The organism is Alteraurantiacibacter palmitatis (assembly GCF_037154115.1).
GTDB lineage: Bacteria > Pseudomonadota > Alphaproteobacteria > Sphingomonadales > Sphingomonadaceae > Alteraurantiacibacter > Alteraurantiacibacter palmitatis.
On sequence record NZ_JBANRO010000008.1, the window covers coordinates 52476 to 75890 of the forward strand.

The 23415-nt window shown below is 64.5% G+C and carries 16 protein-coding genes; 9 read left to right on the forward strand and 7 right to left on the reverse strand.

The window, feature by feature from the left end; translation table 11 throughout:
- Positions 1-19: 19 nt before the first annotated feature.
- The gene (rpoB, locus tag WFP44_RS10995; protein WP_336926606.1) at positions 20-4195 is read right to left on the reverse strand and encodes a DNA-directed RNA polymerase subunit beta; all 4176 of its coding nucleotides are present in this window, start codon (positions 4193-4195) and stop codon (positions 20-22) included.
- A 259-nt stretch (positions 4196-4454) separates the two neighbouring features.
- Positions 4455-5552 (reverse strand): endonuclease/exonuclease/phosphatase family protein, encoded by a 1098-nt coding sequence (locus WFP44_RS11000; RefSeq protein WP_336926607.1) that lies wholly within the window; start codon positions 5550-5552, stop codon positions 4455-4457.
- Between the two features lie 322 nt (positions 5553-5874).
- Between WFP44_RS11000 and rplJ the strand changes: the two genes are divergently transcribed.
- Complete coding sequence (gene rplJ / locus WFP44_RS11005) at positions 5875-6387, forward strand: 50S ribosomal protein L10 (RefSeq protein WP_336926608.1); 513 nt, start codon at positions 5875-5877, stop codon at positions 6385-6387.
- Positions 6388-6464: 77 nt separating this feature from the next.
- Positions 6465-6842 carry a 50S ribosomal protein L7/L12 gene (gene rplL, locus WFP44_RS11010; protein WP_336926609.1) on the forward strand — a complete coding sequence of 126 codons (378 nt, stop codon included), beginning with the start codon at positions 6465-6467 and terminating at the stop codon, positions 6840-6842.
- Between the two features lie 90 nt (positions 6843-6932).
- On the opposite strand, the gene WFP44_RS11015 is transcribed toward rplL, so the two are convergent.
- Complete coding sequence (locus tag WFP44_RS11015) at positions 6933-7514, reverse strand: c-type cytochrome (RefSeq protein ID WP_336926610.1); 582 nt, start codon at positions 7512-7514, stop codon at positions 6933-6935.
- A 194-nt stretch (positions 7515-7708) separates the two neighbouring features.
- On the opposite strand from WFP44_RS11015, the gene WFP44_RS11020 reads away from it, so the two are divergent.
- The 3 genes from WFP44_RS11020 to groL all read left to right on the forward strand — a co-directional run bounded on the left by WFP44_RS11020 (position 7709) and on the right by groL (position 11241).
- Complete coding sequence (locus WFP44_RS11020; protein ID WP_336926611.1) at positions 7709-9112, forward strand: MATE family efflux transporter; 1404 nt, start codon at positions 7709-7711, stop codon at positions 9110-9112.
- Between the two features lie 144 nt (positions 9113-9256).
- Complete coding sequence (gene groES, locus WFP44_RS11025; RefSeq protein WP_336926612.1) at positions 9257-9544, forward strand: co-chaperone GroES; 288 nt, start codon at positions 9257-9259, stop codon at positions 9542-9544.
- Between the two features lie 59 nt (positions 9545-9603).
- Positions 9604-11241: a chaperonin GroEL gene (gene groL / locus WFP44_RS11030; RefSeq protein ID WP_336926613.1), complete on the forward strand. Its 1638-nt coding sequence runs from the start codon at positions 9604-9606 to the stop codon at positions 11239-11241.
- A 168-nt stretch (positions 11242-11409) separates the two neighbouring features.
- Here the strand turns inward: groL and WFP44_RS11035 are convergent, their stop codons facing one another.
- The gene (locus tag WFP44_RS11035; RefSeq protein ID WP_336926614.1) at positions 11410-11643 is read right to left on the reverse strand and encodes a hypothetical protein; all 234 of its coding nucleotides are present in this window, start codon (positions 11641-11643) and stop codon (positions 11410-11412) included.
- A 381-nt stretch (positions 11644-12024) separates the two neighbouring features.
- Positions 12025-14268, reverse strand: a complete 2244-nt coding sequence (locus WFP44_RS11040) for a DUF305 domain-containing protein (RefSeq protein WP_336926615.1) — start codon at positions 14266-14268, stop codon at positions 12025-12027.
- Positions 14269-14461: 193 nt separating this feature from the next.
- Between WFP44_RS11040 and WFP44_RS11045 the strand changes: the two genes are divergently transcribed.
- Positions 14462-15265: a class I SAM-dependent methyltransferase gene (locus WFP44_RS11045; RefSeq protein ID WP_336926616.1), complete on the forward strand. Its 804-nt coding sequence runs from the start codon at positions 14462-14464 to the stop codon at positions 15263-15265.
- 114 nt (positions 15266-15379) lie between these two features.
- Positions 15380-16444 carry a serine hydrolase gene (locus WFP44_RS11050; RefSeq protein WP_336926617.1) on the forward strand — a complete coding sequence of 355 codons (1065 nt, stop codon included), beginning with the start codon at positions 15380-15382 and terminating at the stop codon, positions 16442-16444.
- A gap of 97 nt (positions 16445-16541) precedes the next feature.
- On the opposite strand, the gene WFP44_RS11055 is transcribed toward WFP44_RS11050, so the two are convergent.
- Positions 16542-16787: a hypothetical protein gene (locus WFP44_RS11055; protein WP_336926618.1), complete on the reverse strand. Its 246-nt coding sequence runs from the start codon at positions 16785-16787 to the stop codon at positions 16542-16544.
- Positions 16788-17022: 235 nt separating this feature from the next.
- Between WFP44_RS11055 and polA the strand changes: the two genes are divergently transcribed.
- Both polA and WFP44_RS11065 read left to right on the forward strand, forming a co-directional pair.
- On the forward strand, positions 17023-19869 hold the full coding sequence (gene polA, locus WFP44_RS11060; RefSeq protein WP_336926619.1) for a DNA polymerase I: 2847 nt from the start codon (positions 17023-17025) through the stop codon (positions 19867-19869).
- Positions 19870-19879: 10 nt separating this feature from the next.
- Positions 19880-20953 carry a mechanosensitive ion channel family protein gene (locus tag WFP44_RS11065; protein WP_336926620.1) on the forward strand — a complete coding sequence of 358 codons (1074 nt, stop codon included), beginning with the start codon at positions 19880-19882 and terminating at the stop codon, positions 20951-20953.
- 30 nt (positions 20954-20983) lie between these two features.
- Here the strand turns inward: WFP44_RS11065 and WFP44_RS11070 are convergent, their stop codons facing one another.
- The gene (locus tag WFP44_RS11070) at positions 20984-23290 is read right to left on the reverse strand and encodes a CDC48 family AAA ATPase (RefSeq protein ID WP_336926621.1); all 2307 of its coding nucleotides are present in this window, start codon (positions 23288-23290) and stop codon (positions 20984-20986) included.
- Positions 23291-23415: the final 125 nt, after the last annotated feature.

The window sequence follows — 23415 nt, forward strand, 5'->3', positions numbered from 1 at the left end:
GCGCCGCCCCGCGCCCCTGTTATTCAGCAGCGATCTGCAGGCCGTCGTCATCATCCGTATCGGTAAGCGATGACAGATCGACATTGAGGCCGAGCGAGCGCATTTCCTTGACCAGCACGTTGAAGCTTTCGGGAATGCCCGCCTCGAAGGTGTCGTCGCCCTTGACGATCGCTTCATAGACCTTGGTGCGGCCGACCACGTCGTCGGACTTCACCGTGAGCATTTCCTGCAAGGTATAGGCCGCGCCGTATGCCTGGAGTGCCCACACTTCCATTTCGCCGAAACGCTGGCCGCCGAACTGCGCCTTGCCGCCCAGCGGCTGCTGGGTGACGAGCGAATACGGCCCGATCGAACGCGCGTGTATCTTGTCGTCCACCAGGTGGTGCAGCTTGAGCATATAGATGATGCCCACGGTCACCTTGCGGTCGAACGCTTCGCCGGTCCGCCCGTCATACAGCGTGGACTGACCCGATGAATCGAGCCCGGCCTTGACCAGCATATTGGACACATCGCTTTCCCGCGCCCCGTCGAATACCGGTGTGCCCATCGGCACGCCTGCACGCAGATTGTTCGCAAGTTCGACTATTTCTTCGGTCGAGCGGCTGTCGAGATCGGCGTGGTATTGTTCGCCATAGATATCCTTCAGCTTCTCCACCACCGCGGTGGGCGGCGGGCCCGCTTCGGGGTTCGGGTTGGCAGCGCGCCAGTCGTCCAGCGCGGCGGCAACCTGATGACCCAAGGCGCGGGCGGCAAAGCCCAGATGCGTCTCGAAGATCTGGCCGACATTCATGCGCGACGGCACGCCCAGCGGGTTGAGCACCAGATCGACCGGGGTGCCATCTTCGAGGAAGGGCATATCCTCGATCGGCAGGATGCGCGAAATCACACCCTTGTTGCCGTGGCGGCCGGCCATCTTGTCGCCCGGCTGCAGCTTGCGTTTCACCGCGACGAAAACCTTGACCATCTTGAGCACGCCGGGGGCGAGTTCGTCCCCGCGTTCGAGCTTCTCCTTGCGATCCTCGAACTTGTCCTTGATGGCCTTGATCGCCTCGTCATACTGGGCCTTCACGGCTTCCAGCTGCGCCTGCATCCGGTCATCCGCCACGGCGAACTTGAACCATTCGTGGCGCTCGACTTCGTCCAGCACGGCTTCGGTAATGACCTCGCCCTTCTTCGCGCCCTTGGGGGCAGCCGAAGCGGTCTGGCCCACCAGCATATCGCGCAGGCGATTGTAGGTGGCGCGGTTGAGAATGTTGCGCTCGTCCTCGCTGTCCTTCTTGAGGCGTTCGATTTCCTCGTTCTGGATCGCACGGGTACGGTCGTCGATCTCAATGCCGTGGCGGTTGAACACGCGCACTTCCACGACCGTGCCCGCCACGCCCGGCGGCAGACGCAGCGAGGTGTCGCGCACATCGGACGCCTTTTCACCGAAGATCGCGCGCAGCAGCTTTTCTTCCGGCGTCATCGGGCTTTCGCCCTTGGGCGTGATCTTGCCCACCAGAATGTCACCGGGGTGCACTTCCGCGCCGATATAGACGATGCCCGCCTCGTCGAGATTGCGCAGCGCTTCCTCGCCCACATTGGGAATGTCGCGGGTGATGTCTTCCGGCCCCAGCTTGGTGTCGCGGGCCATGACTTCGAATTCCTCGATATGGATCGAGGTGAACACATCGTCCTTCACGATGCGTTCGCTGATCAGGATCGAGTCTTCGTAGTTGTAGCCGTTCCAGGGCATGAAGGCGACGAGGCTGTTCTTGCCCAGCGCCAGTTCGCCAAGATCGGTCGAGGGGCCATCGGCAATGATGTCGCCAGCTTCGACCACATCGCCCACCTTCACCAGCGGGCGCTGGTTGATGCAGGTGTTCTGGTTCGAACGCTGGAACTTCTGCAGCGTGTAGATGTCCACGCCCGACTGGCCCGGCTCGATATCACCGCTGGCGCGGATCACGATACGGGTGGCGTCCACCTGGTCGACCACGCCGGCACGGGTTGCGCCGATCGCGGCACCGGAATCGCGCGCCACGGTCTCTTCCATGCCGGTGCCCACCCACGGCGCCTCTGCCTTCACAAGCGGCACGGCCTGACGCTGCATATTCGAACCCATCAGCGCGCGGTTGGCGTCATCGTTTTCCAGGAACGGAATGAGCGATGCGGCGACCGAGACGAGCTGCTTGGGGCTGACGTCCATCAGCGTGATCTGGTCGCGCGGCGCCATCACGAACTCGCCATTCTGGCGGGCCGAGATCAGCTCCTCTACGAAACGGCCCTCGGCATCGAGCTCCGCCGAAGCCTGCGCCACGGTGTGCTTCTGCTCTTCCATGGCGGAGAGATACTGCACCTCGCCGGTGACCTTGCCGTCGATCACCTTGCGGTAGGGCGTTTCGATGAAGCCGTATTTGTTGACGCGGGCGAAGGTCGACAGCGAGTTGATGAGGCCGATGTTCGGGCCTTCGGGCGTTTCAATCGGGCAGATGCGGCCGTAATGGGTCGGGTGAACGTCGCGCACTTCAAAGCCCGCCCGCTCACGCGTCAGACCGCCCGGCCCGAGCGCCGAAACGCGGCGCTTGTGGGTCACTTCGGACAGCGGGTTGGTCTGGTCCATGAACTGCGAGAGCTGGCTGGAGCCGAAGAATTCGCGCACCGCGGCCACGGCGGGCTTGGCGTTGATCAGGTCGTTCGGCATCACGGTGGATACATCGACGCTGCTCATGCGCTCCTTCACGGCGCGCTCCATGCGCAGCAGGCCGACGCGGTACTGGTTCTCCAGCAGCTCGCCCACCGAACGCACGCGGCGGTTGCCGAGGTTGTCGATATCGTCAACCTCGCCCTTGCCGTCCTTGAGGTTCACCAATTCCTTCACCACCGCCAGGATATCTTCCTTGCGCAGCGTGGTGACGGTGTCTTCGGCATCAAGGCCGAGGCGCATATTCAGCTTCACGCGCCCCACGGCGGAGAGGTCATAACGCTCCGGATCGAAGAACAGGCCTTCGAACAGCGCTTCCGCGGTTTCCTTGGTCGGCGGTTCGCCCGGACGCATGACCTTGTAGATCGCTTCCAGACCTTCATCGCGGTTTTCGGCCTTGTCGGCTTCCAGCGTGTTGCGGATCCAGGGGCCGGTGTTGACATGGTCGATGTCGAGCAGGTCGAGCTGATCGATCCCGGCCGCGTCAAGCTTTTCGAGGTTCTCGGGCGACACTTCATCGCCCGCTTCGATGTAGATGCGCCCCGTCGCCTCGTCGATCAGGTCATTGGCGGCATAGCGGCCAAAGATTTCCTCGGTCGGGATCAGCAGCGTCTTGAGGCCGTCCTTTTCCGCCTTGTTGGCGGCGCGGGGGCTGACCTTCTGCCCGGCGGGGAACACTTCTTCGCCGGTTTCGGCGTTCACCAGCGCAAAGCTGGGCTTGGCACCGCGCCAGGATTCGGCCTGATAGGGGATCTGCCAGCCACCGGGGCCGCGCTTCCAGGTCACCGTTTCATAGAAGTGGTGCAGGATATCCTCGGCATTGAGGCCGAGCGCGAACAGCAGCGCAGTGACCGGCAGCTTGCGCTTGCGGTCGATACGCACGTTCACGATGTCCTTGGCGTCGAATTCAAAATCCAGCCAGCTGCCGCGATAGGGGATCACGCGCGCGGCGAACAGGAACTTGCCGGAGGAGTGCGTCTTGCCGCGGTCATGGTCGAACAGCACGCCGGGCGAACGGTGCATCTGCGAAACGATCACGCGCTCGGTACCGTTGATGACGAAGGTGCCGTTCTCCGTCATCAGGGGCATATCGCCCATATAGACGTCCTGCTCCTTGATATCGAGCACCGAGCGGGTTTCGGTTTCGCTGTCCACCTCGAACACGATCAGGCGCAGCGTCACCTTCATCGGGGCGGCATAGGTGATGCCGCGCTGGCGGCATTCGGTCACATCGTATTTGGGGTCTTCGAGTTCGTAATGCACGAAATCGAGTTCCGCCGTGCCGGCAAAATCGCGGATCGGGAACACGCTGCGCAGCGTCTTTTCCAGGCCCGAGACATAGCCGGTCGCCTTGTCCGAACGCAGGAACTGCTCATAGCTTTCGCGCTGCACCTCGATCAGGTTCGGCATCTGCACCACTTCGTGGATGTCGCCGAAGATCTTGCGGATGCGCTTGCTCTTGGTGCCGGCAGTTGCGGGAGCCCCGGTGCTCGACTTGGGTTTGGTCGCCATGAGAAGGTCGTATGCCTCTTGCCTGGGCCGGCCGTGCCCGATTCGAACGGGCGCGGCAGGCGGAAAAACGGGTGGCGGAACAGGCCGGAAGAGACGCACAAAAGGCCACGGTTGTCGCGGTGCAAGCGCACCGGACCGTAGCCTTTTCCATCATCTCACGGCAAACCGGGCTTCCCTCCTGTGGCCCGCCCCCGCGATAAGGCGCGCCTTGCTCGAAACTCACGGCTGGGGCGGCATATAGGGGCAGACTGCATGCAAGTCAAAGCCCGCTTTGCGTCGCGTTCGCGCTGGCGCTCCAGTATAGCCGCCAGACCACTTCCAGCCCGTCGTGATCGGACAGCATCCGCCCGTTTACCGGCGCATCGAACCGCGCACGGATCGCCACCGGCTCGATATTGACGCGCTGGCCCTGCACGAAACCCTGCAAATCCTGCGTGTCCAGCCACGGCTCGTCATTGTCCCAACTGGCCGTCACCACGCACAGATCCGGGTGCCTTATGCAGTGGCGGTGCGCCAGTTCGCCGCGAATATGCTCCTCCTTGGCGGCGAAGCGGTCCGGATCGTGCCGGGCGTTGAAATCGCCCGCCCAGATCAGCGGGCCGCGCCCTTGCCAGGCGCGGTCGAGAAACGCCTCGATCTGGGCCAGCTGGCGGCGATAGGCATAGAGCGAACGCTCCGCACTCGCGCCGGAGGAATCGCGGCTGTTGAGGTGCGTGTTGAGCACGAACAGCGGTTCGGGCACGCCGGGCAGATCAATCTCTACCAGCTGCACACCCTTGTTTGCCAGGCAATCGAACCCCGCACAGCTATGCCCGCCAAAGGGGTGCACCCGCACGCGGGCCACAGCGAGGTCGGTTGCCACGAGCAGACCCGAATTGACACGCCGCCCCAGCCTTTCGCCGCGCAGCAGGCGCCGGCCCTTGCGAAAGGCGCGGTCTGCCGGGGCGATCAGCGGATCGGCGCGGGCGCCGCGCTGTGGCCCGCGCACCAGATTGGCATAGCCCACTTCGCCCATCATTCGCGTGGCACGGGGAACGAAGGCTTCCTGCAAAATCACCACATCGGGCGAGCCATAGGCAAATTCTTCGGGCCAGGCAGCGGCTATCCGCTCCATCGCCGCGCCGGCATTGGCGCGGCGCGGCCATGGCAGGCCCGCGACATTGTAGCTGAGCACCGAGAGATGCAGAAACGGCTGGCCGGTCACCGCATCATGATCCACCGGCAGGGTGAACGCCGCAGGCAAAGGGGGCGGATCAAGGCGCGGATGGCTGGCGCATCCAGCCAGCACCAGTGCCGCAGCCACCAGCGCCAGCGCGGCGGGGGCGAGGCGGCCAGCAAGGTCGGGAAAGGGCGGCATCGGCGGCTTCCTGCACTCTGCGCGCCGAAGCTGCAACCCCGTCCGCGCTTGACTCAGGCGTGCATTCGGCTAATGGCGCACCCCGATCCCTCGGGATCATCCGTCCGAGACAGCTGCCGGGGGTTTCCTCCTTAATTTGCAGCCTAGGCGGGGAAACAGAGATTTTCGGCCTCCGCCAGACGGTGGCCGTGGCGCTCCCGATCTTGTGGGCGCACCTCCTTCCCTTGTCACAACGGACTCGCCCGTATCCTTCACCGGGATGCGGACAACGCAGCCGTTCGCCGCGGACTATTCGCGGCGGACATACAAGTAAGGAGTAAGCATGGATCGTTCGCAGAAAGCCGATGCCGTCGCCGCTCTGAACGCAACCTTCAACGAGGTGGGCGTGGTGGTTGTCACCCGCAACCTCGGCATGAGCGTGGAGCAGTCCACTGCCCTGCGCACGAAGATGCGGGAAGCAGGGGCGTCGTTCAAGGTTTCCAAGAACAGCCTTGCCAAGCTGGCCATCGTCGACACCGACTATGCCGCAATCGGTGATATGCTCACCGGTCCGGTCGCGCTGGGCACATCGGTTGATCCGGTTGCCGCCGCCAAGGTCATCGTCGAATTCGCCAAGACCAACGACAAGCTCGAAGTGGTCGGCGGTGCGATGGGTTCGCAGGTGCTCGATGCCGACGGGATCAAGGCGCTCGCCTCGATGCCTTCGCTCGACGAACTGCGCGCCAAGCTTATCGGTCTGGTGCAGGCCCCGGCGACCAAGGTCGCGCAGGTGGTTGTGGCCCCGGCTGGCAAGCTGGCCCGCGTCTTTGGCGCCTACGCCAAGGAAGCCGCGTAAGACTGTTTATCGTTCCTGCCCGGTCTCACGCGCAAAAGGCGCACCGGGTGCCCACATTTTGAATGGAGTGAATTATCATGGCCGATATCGCCAAGCTCGTTGAAGAACTTTCCAAGCTGACCGTGCTGGAAGCCGCTGACCTCGCCAAGGCCCTGGAAGAAGCATGGGGCGTTTCCGCCGCTGCTGCCGTGGCCGTGGCTGCTCCGGCTGCCGGTGGCGGCGCTGCTGCTGCTGAAGAAGAAAAGACCGAATTCGACGTCATCCTGACCGGTGACGGCGGCAAGAAGATCCAGGTCATCAAGGAAGTCCGTGCCATCACCGGCCTGGGACTGACCGAAGCCAAGACCCTGGTGGAATCGGCTCCCAAGGCGCTGAAGGAAGGCGTGAACAAGGCCGAAGCCGAAGAAATCAAGAAGAAGATCGAAGAAGCCGGCGGCACCGTCGAGCTGAAGTAATCTTCTTCCTGCTCCGGCAGGATAAGAAAAGGGCGGCACCTCCATCGAGGCGCCGCCCTTTTTCGTGTAGGTAAGGCGAGACGCCCGGCCTCAGATCGTCTTGAGATAGGCGATGATCGCGGCGCGCTGGGCTGCATCGAGCGGGCCGATCGCCATGGTGGTGCCCGGCACTGTGCCCTGCGGATCGGTAAGGTAACGGTTCAGCGTCGCATCGTTCCATGTCAGGCCCGACGAGCGCATTCCCGGCGTGTAGCTGAAGCCGGCCACTTGGCCTGCGCGGTTGCCGTGAATGCCGGCGAGCGAGGGGCCGATGCCGTTCTGCCCCGGCTCGACCGAGTGGCACACGCGGCACTGGGTGAAGGCCGCGGGCGGCGCCATGGCCACCGGCGCGGCACTGGGCTGCGCGGTGGGGGTTGCAGCAGGCGACGGAACCGCAGCCGCGCTGGCCGAAGCGGCAGGCGTGGGCGTGGCAGCGGGGGCGGCGGTCTCCTGCGCTGCAGGCGTTTCACCCGCTTCCGGCGCGGCGGCTCCTTCGCCCTCCACCGACGCGGCGTCAACCGGCGCTTCGGGCGCGGCAGCGCTCTCGTCAACAGCGGGCTCCTCCGCCGGGCCGCACGCGGACAGGGCAAGGGCAAGGGCGGATGCGGTGGCAATTGCAAGGGTGTGGCGCATGGGGCTTGAATCTCTCCGGCAAGCGTGAATGGCGGCAGCGTTCCTAGCTTTCCTGCCGCACGAGGGAAAGGGCCAACGGTGACCCCTGTCACGATTGAGCCGCAACCATGTGACCAAATCGCCGCAAGGGGCAAGCGGTGCTTGGCGTATGGCAACAGCGCGGCTAGGGGCACATTCTGCCCAGTTGTTTTCCCATGCAACCGCTTGCCCACCCCCATCCGCTCGGCTGGAAAGCCGAAAGCCTGGAAACCCTGCGGCTGGCAGGGCCGCTGGCGCTCGCCAATCTGCTGCAGATGCTCACCTATGCGATTGACGTGATCTTCATCGCGCGGCTGGGCACGCAGCAACTGGCCGCCTCCTCGCTTGCCATATCGCTGTTCGGGATGCTGGTGTGGGCGCTGTTCGGCCTGTCAGGCGCGGTGGGGCCGATCATCGCGGCGGAGCTGGGCGCGCGCGGCCCTGCCTTGCGCGCGGTGCGCCGGTCCGTGCGCATGGCGCTGTGGATCGCGGCGGGCAGCGGGGCGCTGGCGATGCTGGTCTGCGCGCAGACGCCGTGGATCATGCGCATCACCGGACAGGATCCGGCCATCGCCGCGCTGGCTGATAGCTATATGTCGATCCTGCTGTGGTGCGCGATCCCGATGGTGATGGCGAGTGTGCTGCGCAATTTTGTTTCGGCGCTGGGCCGGCCGATCTTCGCCACCGTCATCACCGCGCTCGCCATCGGGGTGAACGCGGCGGGCAATTATATGCTGATCTTCGGCAATTGGGGCGCGCCCGAACTGGGCCTGCAAGGCGCGGCCTATGCCACGATCATCTCCTCGCTCTTTGTGCTGACCGCCTATATCGCGGCGATCCGGCTCGACAAACGGCTGCACCGTTACCGCGTGTTCGGCCGCTTCTGGCGGCCCGATGGGGCGCGGCTGGGGCAATTGCTGCGCGTGGGCCTGCCGATTTCGCTTACCATTCTGGCCGAAGCGGGCGTGTTCGGCGCAGCGGCTTTCCTGATGGGGCGCATTGGTGCTGCGGAACTGGCGGCGCACACGCTGGCGCTCAACATTGCCAGCATGGCCTTTCAGGTGCCTTACGGCGTGGCGCAGGCAACCTCGATCCGCGTCGGCTATTACTTCGGCGCGGGCGAGAAGGTGGGCATTGGCCGGGCCGGCTGGTGCGGGCTGATGATGGGCGTGGGCTTCACCGCGCTGACCGGGCTTGCCATGCTGGTGGTGCCCGAATGGCTGCTGGCGATTTATATTGATCCTTTCGCGGCGGGGAATGTGGGGCTTGCCAGCCTTGCCTCGTCGTTCCTGCTGGTCGCAGCCGCGTTCCAGCTGTTTGACGGAGCGCAGGTGGTGGCGGCGGGCGCGCTGCGCGGCTTGCAGGATACCCGCGTGCCGATGTGGATTGCGGTCTTTGCCTATTGGGTGCCGGGCTTTGGCCTCGCCGCGACGCTGGGGCTGGGGCTGGTTTTCGGCGTAGACAAGGGCGGGCTTGGCGTGTGGCTGGGCCTGGCCGCCGGCCTGGTGATTGCCGCCAGCCTGCTGCTGTGGCGCTGGCAGGCGCGCGAGGCGCTGGGACTGACCGCTTTTCAGGGCTAGGCCCGGCCTCCAATCCGCAGCCGGAAATTTTTGTTGGTGCGAATCCTTGACGCTGGCCTAGCCCCCAACCATATGCCGGCGCGTTGGCACTCTCATGGGGAGAGTGCCAGAAAACATCACATCAAACAGGAAGAGGTCATTATCATGGCATTCCGTCCGCTGCACGACCGCGTTCTGGTCCGTCGCATCGAAGCCGAGGAAAAGACCGCCGGCGGCATCATCATCCCCGACAGCGCCAAGGAAAAGCCCAGCGAAGGCGAAGTGCTCGCCGTGGGCGATGGCACCCGCGACGATGACGGCGACCGCATCCCGCTCGACGTCAAGGTGGGTGACCGCGTGCTGTTCGGCAAGTGGTCCGGCACCGAGGTGAAGATCAACGGTGAAGACCTGATCATCATGAAGGAAAGCGACATCATGGGCGTGCTCGGCTGATTGCCGCACCGCTTCTGATACGATTTTCCCTGTAAGAATTCGCAAGAAGGAACAAGACAATGGCTGCCAAGGACGTGAAGTTCGGGCGTGATGCGCGTGAACGCATCCTCAAGGGCGTGGACACGCTCGCCAACGCCGTAAAGGTGACGCTGGGCCCCAAGGGCCGCAATGTGGTGATCGACAAGAGCTTCGGCGCTCCGCGCATCACCAAGGACGGCGTGACCGTTGCCAAGGAAATCGAACTGAAGGACAAGTTCGAGAACATGGGCGCGCAGATGCTGCGCGAAGTGGCATCGAAGGCCAATGACGCCGCGGGCGATGGCACCACCACCGCCACCGTGCTGGCCCAGGCGATCGTGCGCGAAGGCATGACCGCAGTTGCCGCGGGCATGAACCCGATGGACCTGAAGCGCGGCATTGATCTGGCCGTCACCAAGGTCGTCGAAAACCTCAAGAGCCGTTCGAAGCCGGTCTCGGGCTCGGCCGAAATCGCGCAGGTCGGCATCATCTCGGCCAATGGCGACCGTGAAGTTGGCGAAAAGATCGCCGAAGCCATGGAAAAGGTCGGCAAGGAAGGCGTGATCACCGTGGAAGAGGCCAAGGGCCTCGAATTCGAGCTGGATGTCGTGGAAGGTATGCAGTTCGACCGCGGCTATCTGTCGCCCTACTTCATCACCAATCCTGAAAAGATGACGGTGGAGCTGGAAAATCCCTATATCCTGATCCACGAGAAGAAGCTGTCGTCGCTTCAGACGATGCTGCCGATCCTCGAAGCCGTGGTGCAGACCGGCCGTCCGCTGCTGATCATTGCCGAAGACATCGAAGGCGAAGCGCTGGCCACCCTGGTGGTCAACAAGCTGCGCGGCGGCCTGAAGATTGCCGCCGTGAAGGCACCGGGCTTTGGCGATCGCCGCAAGGCCATGCTGCAGGATATCGCCATCCTGACCGCGGGCGAGATGATTTCGGAAGACCTCGGCATCAAGCTCGAAACGGTCACGCTGCCGATGCTGGGCCAGGCCAAGAAGGTCACGATCGACAAGGACAACACCACCATCGTCGATGGCGCCGGCAATGCCGACGACATCAAGGCGCGCGTGGAACAGATCCGTGCGCAGATCGAAACCACCACCTCCGATTACGACCGCGAAAAGCTGCAGGAACGGCTGGCCAAGCTGGCCGGCGGCGTGGCCGTGATCAAGGTGGGCGGCGCGTCGGAAGTCGAAGTGAAGGAGCGCAAGGACCGCGTGGACGATGCGCTGCACGCCACCCGCGCTGCCGTGGAAGAAGGCATCGTTCCGGGCGGCGGCACCGCGCTGCTCTATGCCACCAAGGCTCTGGCCGGCCTGAAGGGCGCGAACGACGACCAGACCAAGGGCATCGACATCATCCGCCGGGCGATCACCGCCCCGATCAAGCAGATCGCCACCAATGCCGGCCATGATGGCGCGGTGGTGTCGGGCAATCTGCTGCGCGAAGATGACGAAACGCAGGGCTTCAACGCGGCGACCGACACCTATGAAAATCTGGTGGCGGCCGGCGTGATCGACCCGACCAAGGTTGTGCGCACCGCGCTGCAGGATGCGGCATCTGTCGCGGGCCTGCTGATCACCACCGAAGCGGCGATCTGCGAAATGCCCGAAGACAAGGCGGCCCCGGCCATGCCCGACATGGGCGGCATGGGTGGCATGGGCTTCTAAGCCTGAAGGGGCTGGGTCAGACCCGGCTCGGCCAAAAGCCTGGCAAAACACGAAACCCCGGTGGAGCAATCCACCGGGGTTTTTTGCTGCGTGATCGACGCAACGGCTGCTTTCAGGAAGTTCGGCGCGATGGATTTTTGGTTTGAGATGAGGGTGGAAAGGCGACGGTCAGCTTTTGCTGAAGGCGACGGTCACGCAGGTGGCAAACGGAGGCTGGACTACCTGCTGATACCAATCGCGTTGGAAGTTCGGAAGGCGCTCCAAGTGGCGCAAAAGGTTTTCCCAGCCCTCTGCGTCTTCGTGGAAGAACCACCCCCGCTCACGCCCCTCTTTGTCGCAGCAGATCAGGTCGGTGGTATGCTCGTCGCGCTTGAAGAATGTCACCTTCTGGATTTCGTCCAAGGGGACTTCATCGCTGAGGTTGTTGGGGATGCGTTCGCGAACTGTATTGCGACGGGCCCAAGCCCGTCGAAGTCTGGCAAATATCTGTCGCCACATAGACATGAAGGATGATTGCCACACCTGCCTAGTGGCGACAACGGGGTCGTTTCCGGAATTTCTGATTCTGGCGAGGAACCCGGCGAAGATGACGGTCAGGTCCTGTGCGCTTTGTTCACTACACCAACCGCACCTTCCCTCACACGCACCGCACCCGCACGGCTCGCCGGACTTGCCCCGGGGCCCCGCTATCTTCCGCTCTCGCCTGAAAGGAAAGCGGGATCCCGGGTTCAGCCCGGGATGACGAGAGAGATGTGATAATGGCGATAGAGAAGCGAGCCCCCCTCACCCCCCTTGGCGGCTGGTCTCCACGCGCCGCAGCACATCCGCGCTCCATGTTACCGGAAGCTGCGTTTGCGGGTTGAAGGTCTCGCCCATGTCGGCAGCCTCTGCCGCGGCGATTTCTTCGGCGGTGAGGAACTCGCTCGGCTCCAGCGCGAAGACGTCGATCCCGCGCGTGATCTCAGTCGCGTAAATGCGGCCGTTATACCAATAGGCCGACCAATATCCGCCCACCACGATCTGCCGCTCGTCAATCGGGCCGCGATCGAAATAGGCAATCTCGAAGGGGTTGGCGGGATCGGTGAAGTCGATCACCGACACCCCGCCCTGATACCACGCCTGCACAAAGATATCGCGCCCCGGCACCGGGATGATCGAGCCGTTATGCGCGACGCAGTTTTCCCACTGGCTCTGCGGCGCGGGCAGCTTGAAATAGCCACGGAAAACCAGCTTGCCCTCGACAATGTCGTAGATTGCGTTGGCGCCCCAGTTCTTCGGATCGCCCGCCTGGCAGCGCGGCCGCACGCCGCCGCCCCATTCATCGGTGAACAGCACGCGCGTGCCGTCATTGTTGAAGGTGGCGGAATGCCAATAGGCAAAGCCGGTATCGAGCACATCATCCATCCGCACCGGGTTCATCGGATCGGAGATGTCGAACAGGATGCCGTTGCCCGAACACGCCCCCGCCGCGATGTTCAGCGAGGGGAAAACCGTAATGTCGTGGCACTGATCGGTGCGGGAGGTGCTTTGCGTCTCCTCGCCATGATCGCCGCCGCGCCACAGGCCTGCCAGCCGCCCCGTTTCGGGGTCGGCGAAGACCGCCGGGCTGGATACGATGCGCGCCGCTCCCGGATTGGCAAGGGGAATCTCCACCACATCGATGCGGAACAGGGCGGTGCGGTCATCACCGGGCACATCGCCCACGCAGCCCGGCAGCTCCTCTTCTGCCCGCACCCGCGCAGTGCCGGAATTATAGACGATCAGGCTGGTCGGCGTCTGTGACACCACCGAATGGGTGTGCGATCCGCGGCAGGTCTGCACCTGGCCCACCTGCACGGGGCGGGTAATGTCCGAAATGTCGAAAATGCGCAGGCCCCGGAATCTCTCCGCGCTCACCCGTTCGCGCACGCCCTGCAGCCCGCAATCGACTCGCCCGCGCGTTTCCTCCACGCTCATGATGAGCAGATTGCCCACGATCGACACGTCGCCCTGCCCGCCGGGGCAGACGACCGAGGCGGCAAGCTGCGGCACGCCGTCCGCACCCAGGCGATAGGCGTTAAAGCCGTGATAGCTGCCCGCCACCATCAGATCGCCGGCAAAGGCCATGTCGGTATTGGCGAAGGACAACAGGGCGCTGCGTTCGGCAAAGCGGGGTTCGGGCGCTTCCTCTTCCGCGTCCGGCGCGGCTGGACCGGCAGCGGCCCTGTGCGCGGCATGGTCGGCGTGATTGGCATGGCCTGCATCAGCATCGGCAGCGACTTCCGCAGGCTCTTGCGCCGGGATTTCGGGCAGCAGTTCGGCCGGGTTCTCCGGATCGAAGAAGCCTGTGGGCTTTTGCAGGAAAGCCACATGGCGCAGATTGCTGATCGCCTCGCCCGCATCGAGGAAGCCTGCCGCAAGGCCCGCGCGCGGATCGTCCGAAAGACGCGCCAGCACCGCGTTCATCCGCTCGATCTCGGTCTCCTGGTCGTTCGTCACATCGGTGGTGAAGGCGTAGAGCGCCGGGTCGGCGGCGGTGCCGGGCAGGTCGAGCAGATCCTCCACCATCTTCACCGCGCCCCGGTGGTGCGCGATCATGAGTTCGAGGAACAGCCGGTCAAACGCGGTCGAGCGTGCGGCGGCCAGCTGGGCCATCTGATCGGGTGTCGCCATGCCCGCCATGCCCGAATGGTGCACATGGCCCATGCCCGCCATTTCGGCCGGCTCGCCGCGCTCGGCCAGCCATTCGCGCATCTGGTTCATCTCGTCCGCCTGCGAAGCGGTGATGCGACCGGCAATGGCAATGATCGCCTCGTTATTTGTTCGATCCGCCACCAGCGCGGCCATTTCCACCGCCTGCGCGTGGTGGACGATCATCTCCTGCATAAAGGCGACATCGGCGGGCGCATAGGAACTGCGCGCCAGCGCCACCGCCTCGGCCTCGTTCAGCACACGCACCGGCTGGCCCGGCGCACCCGGCTGCACGATGGCAATTTGCGCCAAAGCCGCGCCCGGCAGCAGGGCCGTGCCCGCCAACAACAGAGCCATGCCGGACAAGCGGCGAAAGGAAGCGGCGGGCGTCATGCAAATCTCCGGCGAAACTGGTTTCAGCCGGGACCATTCTTTTGCGATGCGCCTGCCGTCAAGCCAGTCCTTGGGTCACGGACGAAAGCGGCGCAGCCTGTGCCGCATTCCGGCCACAATGGGGGAAAAGAATACACGGTAGAGAGGGGAGAGGACTATGCGCAGATTTCTGGGGTTGGCGCTGGCGCTGGGGGTGCTCACCGGATGCGGCAGTGCGGACGATGCAGCACCGGCACGGGCGGATGCTTTCAGCCCGTCGCGCTATGCGGCCGCGATCAACGACATTGCCCGGCCCGCCGCCGACAGGGAAGCCGATGCGCAGCGCAAGCCGGGTGAACTCCTCGCCTTTGCCCAGATCCGCAGCGGCGAGGCGGTGGGCGATTACATCATGGGCGGCGGCTATATGACACGGCTGCTGGCGCAGGCGACGGGTGGCAGCGGACGCGTCTATGCCTTCCAGCCGGACGAATTCATCGCCTTCCGCCCCGAATATGCATCCGAACAGGACGCGGCGGTCGCCCCCTATGCCGATAACGAGGGCAATCCGGTGCGCGTATTCCCCTTGCGCGGGCCGGTGGCCGCCCCTGATTTTCCCGAACCGCTCGATGCCATCATCTCGGTGATGAACCTGCACGACCTGTATCTTGCGTCCTTGCCCGAAGGCACGGCCGACACGGCGCTGGCTGCGCTCTATGCGGCGCTGAAACCTGGTGGGCGGCTGATCGTGGTGGATCACCGCGCCCCGCCCGGCAGCGGCGCAGCGGCGGCGGACAGCCTGCACCGCATGGATGAAGCGCTGGCCCGCACCGCGCTGGAAACGGCGGGATTCGTGCTGGAAGCCGAAAGCGATCTCTACACCCGCCCCGACGATCCGCGCACCGCCAATGTCTTTGACGCGGCGATTCGCGGGCGGACAGACCAGTTCGCCTGGCGGCTGCGCAAGCCGGAGAATGCGCAATGATACGGGCAATTGCTCACCCCACCGCCCCACGGAGTCCTTTCACCGCGCAAGGTTTTGCCAGCCAAAGAGCGTGCGTTAAGTTTTCCACAACCATAAGATAGGTAATCGGGGGTCATGAAGACGGGACTGTTCAAGACGCTGGCGCTGGCCGCCGCGCTGCTCGCAAGCCCGCTGGCGGGGGTCGCCAGCCCGGCTCTGGCGAATGATGACCAGCTGGAAATCGCCTTTGATTCCGTGTTCGGCACGCAGGTGCGCGAACCGCGCGATTACTATTCCGGTTACACCGATCCGCTGCTGCGGCAGGTGGCGATGCTGGCCGATGGCACACACGGGCGCATCGGCGTGGCCGCGATCGATCTTGCCACCGGGCAACAGGTCGCCGTGCTGGGCGATCAGCGTTTTCCCATGGCCAGCACCAGCAAGATTGCCGTGGCGGCAATGTTCCTCGACGGGGTGGATCGCGGGCGGTGGAGCCTTGATGACCGTTTTCCGCTGATCCTGCCTGTCAGTTCACCCGCGCTGTCCTCGGTCACCGCACCAGTGCGCCGGGGTGAGATGATGAGCGCGCGCGACCTGATTGACATCATGATCACGCGCAGTTCCAACCCCGCCACCGATGCGCTGCTGGAAGTTGTCGGCGGGCCGCAGGCGGTCACGCAGTGGGTGCGCGAGCGCGCGGGCATCACCGATTTCGAGCTGACCCGCAACATCGCCACGCTGGTGCGCGACAACCGCGAATTCAACCCGGCAACCTATATCGACACGCGCGACAGCGCGTCGCCGCTGGCCATGGCGCGGTTCCTGGCGGGCCTGTATCAGGGCCGCTATCTCAGCCCGGCAAGCACCAACCTCCTCATCCGCACGATGGAGCGCACGCGCACCGGCGCAAACCGCATTCGCGGCCAGATGCGCAGTGATGTGCTGGTGATGCACAAGACCGGAACGCTGCACAACACGTCGAGCGATGTCGGCCTGCTGACCCTGCCCGACGGGCGCACGATCGCGTTGGCGATCTATGTAACGGGGCAAGGCGATTCCACCACGCGCGACCGGCGCATCGCCGCGATTGCGCGGGCGATCGTGGACGGCTTCTCCGCTTCCGGAAATGCGCCAAATGCAACGGGCCGCGTCTATGCCTCGGCCCAGTATCCGCAGCCCGAACCGGCACCCGAATCCTGAGGCGCTGCCCCGCTTCGTAAGCCCCGGGGCAGTTCGGGCATAAGAAAAGGGCGCGGCCTTGCGGCCACGCCCTTTCTTTTCGCTTACGCGAAGAAGCTTACTGAGCAGCAGCTTCCACGGCGTCGCCAGCGGCGTCAGCAGCAGCAGCGGCTTCACCAGCGGCATCCGCAGCGGCGTCAGCAGCAACTTCGGCGCCTTCGACGGCGGCGTCGACAGCGGCGTCGGCATTGGCTTCAGCGTCAACCATCGCGCCTTCGGCGGTTTCGGTGGCGGCTTCTTCGGTGCCCTGCGAGCAAGCGGCGAGGGTCAGAGCGGCAGCAGCGGCGAGAACGATCTTGCGCATGAGAATATCCTTACACATCAAAGTGATGGAGCCAACGGAGATTGCAATCCGCCGATCCAAAGCAGGCCACTCGGCCCGCCTGCTGCCCAAATATAGCCACAATTGAGGCGGCGCAAGCTAAATGTGGCGACAATGCGGCAGGCCGAGAGGGCAAGGGCCATTCCGCCCGCTGCGCGCCTCCTTCGGCCAGTTTGCCCGATGACCCGCGCGGCGAAGGCTGCTAGCACATCGCGCCATGAGCGGAAAACAGCATCTCTATCTCGTCGACGGGTCGTCCTACATCTTCCGCGCCTATCACCGTCTGCCGCCGCTGACCAACCCCGAAGGCACACCCGTGGGTGCGGTCTATGGCTACACCACCATGCTGTGGAAGCTGGCCGAGGATCTGGACAAGGCCGATGGCCCCACGCATCTGGCGGTGATCCTTGACAAGGACGGGACATCGTTCCGCAACGAGATTTACGATCAGTACAAGGCCAACCGCCCGCCCCCGCCCGAGGATCTGGTTCCCCAATTCCCGCTGATCCGCGATGCCACCCGCGCCTTCTCGCTGCCCTGTATCGAGGAGCAGGGGCTGGAAGCCGACGATTTGATCGCCTCTTACGCCCGCGCCGCCGCCGCGAAAGGCTGGGATGTCACCATCGTTTCCTCCGACAAGGACCTGATGCAATTGGTAAGCGAGGGCGGCGACGGCGTCGGCACGATCGATATGCTCGACACGATGAAAAACCAGCGCATCGGCATTCCCGAAGTGGTCGAGAAATTCGGCGTGCCGCCGGAATTGGTGGGCGATGTGCTGGCGCTGATGGGCGATTCGGTCGATAATGTGCCCGGCATTTTCGGCATCGGCCCCAAGACCGCGACCAAGCTGATCCAGGATTACGGTTCGCTCGATGCCGCACTTGATGCTGCCGAAGGCATGAAGCCCTCCAAGCTGCGCGAACGCCTGCTGGAAGGGCGCGAGGCCGCCGCGATCAGCCGCGTGCTGGTGACGCTGAAAGAAGATGCCCCGCTGCCCCAGCCGCTGGACGAATTCAAGCTGGACGGCGTGCCGAAAGAGCCGCTGGCCGCTTTCCTCGAAAAGCACGGCTTCACCAGCCTGCTGCGGCGGCTGGATGCAGGCGCGGGCAGCCCTTCGCGCAAGACCGATCTCAACCCCGCCAAGCCGCAAACAGCGGGCGCCCCCGTTGCACAAGGCAGCGAAGGCAACCGCCAGCCCATGCCCGAATGGCCCGCCATCGACCATGCGCTTTATGAATGCGTGCAAAGCGCAGATCAGCTCGACGCGTGGATCGCCCGCGCCTTCGCCGCGCGCGTGGTGGCGGTGGATACCGAAACGCGCAGTCTTGATGCGATCACGGGCGACCTTGTCGGCGTCAGCCTGTGCGTCGGGCCGAGGGAGGCGTGCTATATCCCATTGGCCCATGGCAGCAGCGATATGTTTGCCGAAAAGCCCGCAATGGTGCCGCTGGATGCTGCCATCTCCGCCTTGAAACCGCTGCTGGAAAGCGATGCGGTGCTGAAGGTCGGGCAGAATATCAAATACGATATCAACGTGCTGGCCCGGCACGGCATCACGGTTGCGCCGATTGACGACACGATGGTGATCAGCTTCGCGCTCGATGCCGGGCGCGGCGAGGACGGCATTGGTGGCGGCCACGGCATGGACGAGCTCGCCCGGCGGCATCTGGGCCACGAATGCATCGCCTTCAAGGATGTGTGCGGCACCGGCCAGAAGCAGATTTCCTTTGCCGAAGTCCCGCTCGACCGCGCTACCGCCTATGCCGCGGAGGATGCGGAGGTGACCTGGCGGCTGTGGAAGCTGCTCAAGCCCCGCCTCGCCATCGAAGGCGGCACCCGCGTGTATGAGCAGGTCGACCGGCCGCTTGTGCCGGTGGTGGCGGCGATGGAGCGCGAGGGGATCAAGGTGGACCGTGCCGCGCTGGCCCGCCTGTCCGAACAATTCGCGGCGCGCATCGCAGGGGTGGAGGGCGAAATCCACGAAATCGCCGGCACCCCCTTCACCATCGGCAGCCCCAAGCAATTGGGCGAAGTGCTGTTCGACAAGCTGGGCTACAAAGGCGGGCGCAAGGGCAAGAGCGGGCAATATTCCACCGATCAGGCCATTCTGGAAGGGCTGGCCGCTGAAGGTGCACCGATTGCGAACAAGGTGCTGGAATACCGCCAGCTTTCCAAGCTCAAGAGCACCTATACCGATGCGCTGCAGGCCGCAATCAACCCGCAGACGGGGCGCGTCCACACCTCCTATTCGCTGGTCGGCGCGCAGACAGGGCGCCTCAGCTCAACCGATCCCAACCTCCAGAACATCCCCATCCGCACCGAAATCGGCCGCGAGATCCGCAAGGCTTTCGTGGCGGAAGAGGGCTGCGTTCTGCTGGCGGCGGATTATTCGCAGATCGAATTGCGGCTGGCCGCGCACATGGCCGATGTCGATACGCTGAAGCAGGCGTTTGCCAATGGCGAGGATATTCACGCCGCCACCGCGCGCGAGATGTATGGCGAGGTGACGCGCGATAGCCGCGCGGCGGCGAAAACGATCAACTTCGCCATCCTTTACGGCATTTCGCGCTGGGGGCTGGCGGGCCGTCTGGGCGTTGAGGCGGATGAGGCGCAGGCGATGATCGACCGCTATTTCCAGCGCTTCCCCGGCATCCAGCGCTATATCGCCACGACGCTGCAAAGCGTGCGCGAACGCGGCTATTCCGAAACGCTGTTCGGCCGCAAGACATGGTTCCCGCGCATCACCAGCGCCAACCAGACCGAGCGGCAGGGCAGCGAGCGTGCGGCGATCAACGCGCCGATTCAGGGCACCAGCGCCGATATCATCAAGCGGGCCATGGCGCGGATGCTGCCCGCCTTGCGCGATGCAGGGCTGCCCGATGTGCGGATGCTGCTGCAGGTGCATGACGAACTGGTGTTCGAATTGCCCGCCAGCGATGTCGCCGCCGCCCGCCCGGTGATCGAACGCGTGATGGCCGAAGCGGCGCTTCCTTCGGTCAAGCTGGATGTGCCGCTGGGCGTGGAAATCGGCACCGGAACCAGCTGGGACGAGGCGCATTGAGGGCGTGACCATGGACCGTTTCAACCCCGCCAACTGGCGCATTGAGTGGGCCGCGCTGGCGGAGGCCGGGCTGCTGCTGGCTGTGGCGATAGGCGGCGCGCTGCTGCTGCACCGGATCATCTTTGCCATCGTGGGCAAGGTTGCCCGCCTGTCGGATACGCAGGTCGATGACCTTGTGCTTGCCCATGTGAAGCGGCCGGTGAAATGGGCCATGCTGGCCATCGCAATCACGCTGGCGGCGCAGGCGGACAAGGAACTGGCGCTGGTGTGGGAGCCGTTCGCCCGGTTCGTGCGGCCCGCTCTGCTTGGCTGGATTGTCTACACGCTGGTAAAGGCGCTCACCGCGGCGCTCGAATACCGGCTGGACATCAGCGACGATCCCGTTGCCATGCGCAGCCGCCGCACGCGCCTGTCGATCCTGTCGCGCACCGCCACCTTTGTCATCATCTTCATCACGGTGGGCCTGATGCTGATGGGCATACCCGGCGTGCGCGATATCGGCACCACGCTGCTGGCCTCGGCCGGCCTTGCCGCCCTTGCAGTGGGTGCGGCCGCGCAGCCCGCCTTGCGCTCGCTCATCGCGGGGCTGCAAATGGCGATTACCGAACCGCTGCGCATCGGCGATCTGGTGGTCGTGCAGGGGCACACGGGCCGGGTGGAGGAAATCCGCATGAGCTATGTCATCGTGCGCGCCTGGGATGAACGCGCGATCATCGTGCCGACCAACCAGTTTCTGGAACAGCCGTTCGAAAACTGGTCACGCCGCAACGAGATGCTCACCGGGCCAGTGTTCCTGAATGTCGATCCGGCTGCCGAGGTGGAGCCGATCCGCGCCGAATTTTTGCGTTTCGTGCACGCGCATCCGCTGTGGGACAAGCGCACCGCCAGCCTGCTGGTGACCGATGTGATGACCGATTCGATCCAGCTGCGCATGGCGATGAGCGCGGCCACGATCGGCCAGCTGTTCGATCTGCGCTGCGCGGTGCGCGAACATATGCTGGACTGGCTGCGGCGCGAGTTGCCTGACGCGCTGGTGCGTCGGCGGCCCGGCAATTTGCCGGTCGCGGAAGGCGCGCAGCCCTGATTGCCAGCCCCGCCAAGGCGGTTCGACCATTTACGGGTGCTTGGAATCGCGGGTGGATTCCACCATGCCTTCCCACAGGAAGCCGATCGGCTTCACTTCCAGCGCCTTCCTCTTCAGCTCGCCCTTCATCTTGGCGTATTCGGCTTCCATCTGCTCGGTCACGGTGGGGCGGCTGTCGGCCAGCGCATCGGCAAAATCGGCTGCGGTCACATTTTCCGGCTCTCCCGCTGTGCGGCGAATGGCGTTGAGGCCCGCGCGCCGCACTACATCTTCCAGATCGGCGCCGGTGTAGCGCACCGTCTCGCCTGCGATATGCGCCAGGTCGACATCGTCAGCCAGCGGCATATTGGCAGTGTGGATCTTCAGGATATGCTCGCGCCCCTTTTCATCGGGCGGGCCGACATAGACCAGTTCGTCAAACCGCCCCGGCCGCAGCAAAGCAGGGTCGACCAGAGTGGGCCGGTTGGTCGCGCCGATCACCACGATGGAATTGAGTTCTTCCATCCCGTCCATTTCGGCCAGAATGGTATTCACCACGCGCGCGGTCACCTGCGGTTCGCCGCCGCCGCTGCCGCGTGCAGGCACCAGCGAATCAATCTCGTCGATAAAGATCACGCACGGCGCCACGGCACGGGCACGGGCGAACATCCGGGCGATCTGCTGCTCGCTCTCGCCATACCATTTGGAAAGCAGGTCGCTGGATTTCATCGAGATGAAATTGGCCTCCGCCTCCTTCGCCACCGCCTTGGCGAGCAGGGTCTTGCCGGTGCCGGGCGGGCCGTAGAGCAGGAAGCCCTTGGCCGGGCGGATGCCCAGCCGCTCGAACGCCCTGGGGTTCTTCAGCGGCAGTTCCACCCCTTCGCGCAGCCGCGCCTCGGCCTCGTCCACGCCGCCGATATCGTCCCAGCCCACGGTCGGCGCCTGCACCATCACTTCGCGCATCGCGGATGGCTGCACGCGTTTGAGCGCCTCGCGGAAATCGTCCTTTTCGACGCAGAGTTCCTCCAGCACCTGCGGCGGAATCTCGCGCGCGTCGAAATCGATCTTCGGCATCACCCGGCGCACCGCCTCGATCGCCGCCTCGCGCGCCAGCGCCGCCAGGTCCGCGCCGACAAAGCCGTGTGTGCTGCGCGCCAGTTCGCCCAGATCCACGCCTTCGCCCAGCGGCATACCGCGCGTGTGGATCGCCAGAATCTCGCGCCGCCCGCTTTCATCGGGCACGCCCACCACGATCTCGCGGTCGAACCGGCCGGGGCGGCGCAGCGCCTCGTCAATCGCATCGGGGCGGTTGGTGGCAGCGATCACCACGATGTTGGATTTGGAGAGGCCATCCATCAGGGTGAGCAATTGCGCGACCAGCCGCTTTTCCGCCTCGCCGCTGACATTCTGCCGCTTGGGCGCAATCGAATCGATCTCGTCGATAAAGACGATGGCAGGCGCGGCGCGTTCGGCCTGTTCAAACACGTCGCGCAGCCGCTTTTCGCTTTCGCCATAGGCCGAGCCCATGATTTCCGGGCCGTTGATAGTGAAAAACTCGGCATCGCTTTCGTTCGCCACCGCCTGCGCCAGCCGGGTCTTGCCGGTGCCGGGCGGGCCGTGGAGCAGCACGCCCTTGGGCGGATCGACACCCAGCCGGGTGAACAATTCCGGGTAGCGCAGCGGCAGTTCGACCATTTCGCGAAGCGCGCGGATGGTATCCTCCATCCCGCCGACATCGTCGTAATTCACCGTTCCGCGCCCGCCCTGCGGCTCCTCGAATTCGGAGCGCAGTTCGACCACGGTCTCCTCGTCGATCTGGACAATGCCCTTGGGCACGGTGGAGACGACCTGGAGGCGGATTTCGGTCAGCGCATAGGCGGGCGCATTGAACAGGCGGCGCACTTCGGGCGGCACATTGTGCACCGGTTGCTGGCCGTGCGTCGCCACCAGATCGCCCGCACTCAAAGGATGGCGGAAAAAGACGCGTTTCAGCGCCTCGGTCGGGCCTTGCAGCCGCATTTCGGGCCGGGCGGGGGCAAAGACCACGCGCGTGGCGGGCTTGGGACTGGCGCGGCGGACGATCACGTGTTCGCCCGATGCGGTGCCGGCATTGCCGCGCTGCAACCCGTCCAGCCGGATCACCTCCAGCGCCTCGTCCTCCGGATAGGCGGCCATGGCTATGGCGGCAGAGGTGCGCTTGCCGGTGATCTGCACCGGATCGCCTTCGGTAATGCCAAGCGCCTGGAAGGTGGAGCGGGGCAGACGGGCAATGCCGCGGCCCGATTCCTCCTGCCGGGCGGCAGCGACCTGCAACCGCGCGCTGCCCGCTTCGAGTTCTGCCGCTTTCGCCTCTGCCATGGAATGTCCTGTCCTGCGGTAATCGGTATGCGATGAAGCTAGGAACGCGCGGGACAAAAAGAAAGGCCCGGTTGTTGCCAACCGGGCCGTGAAAAGTTTGGGAGAGGATGCCTGAAAGGCAGTTT

Coding starts and splice junctions, on each gene's coding strand:
- rpoB (WP_336926606.1), bottom strand. CDS start 4,195: ATGGCGACCAAACCCAAGTCGAGCACCGGGGCTCCCGCAACTGCCGGC.
- rplL (WP_336926609.1), top strand. CDS start 6,465: ATGGCCGATATCGCCAAGCTCGTTGAAGAACTTTCCAAGCTGACCGTG.
- WFP44_RS11055 (WP_336926618.1), bottom strand. CDS start 16,787: ATGCGCAAGATCGTTCTCGCCGCTGCTGCCGCTCTGACCCTCGCCGCT.
- WFP44_RS11070 (WP_336926621.1), bottom strand. CDS start 23,290: ATGGCAGAGGCGAAAGCGGCAGAACTCGAAGCGGGCAGCGCGCGGTTG.
- WFP44_RS11065 (WP_336926620.1), top strand. CDS start 19,880: ATGGACCGTTTCAACCCCGCCAACTGGCGCATTGAGTGGGCCGCGCTG.
- polA (WP_336926619.1), top strand. CDS start 17,023: ATGAGCGGAAAACAGCATCTCTATCTCGTCGACGGGTCGTCCTACATC.
- groES (WP_336926612.1), top strand. CDS start 9,257: ATGGCATTCCGTCCGCTGCACGACCGCGTTCTGGTCCGTCGCATCGAA.
- WFP44_RS11020 (WP_336926611.1), top strand. CDS start 7,709: ATGCAACCGCTTGCCCACCCCCATCCGCTCGGCTGGAAAGCCGAAAGC.
- WFP44_RS11000 (WP_336926607.1), bottom strand. CDS start 5,552: ATGCCGCCCTTTCCCGACCTTGCTGGCCGCCTCGCCCCCGCCGCGCTG.
- WFP44_RS11045 (WP_336926616.1), top strand. CDS start 14,462: ATGCGCAGATTTCTGGGGTTGGCGCTGGCGCTGGGGGTGCTCACCGGA.
- WFP44_RS11015 (WP_336926610.1), bottom strand. CDS start 7,514: ATGCGCCACACCCTTGCAATTGCCACCGCATCCGCCCTTGCCCTTGCC.
- WFP44_RS11050 (WP_336926617.1), top strand. CDS start 15,380: ATGAAGACGGGACTGTTCAAGACGCTGGCGCTGGCCGCCGCGCTGCTC.
- rplJ (WP_336926608.1), top strand. CDS start 5,875: ATGGATCGTTCGCAGAAAGCCGATGCCGTCGCCGCTCTGAACGCAACC.
- groL (WP_336926613.1), top strand. CDS start 9,604: ATGGCTGCCAAGGACGTGAAGTTCGGGCGTGATGCGCGTGAACGCATC.
- WFP44_RS11040 (WP_336926615.1), bottom strand. CDS start 14,268: ATGGCTCTGTTGTTGGCGGGCACGGCCCTGCTGCCGGGCGCGGCTTTG.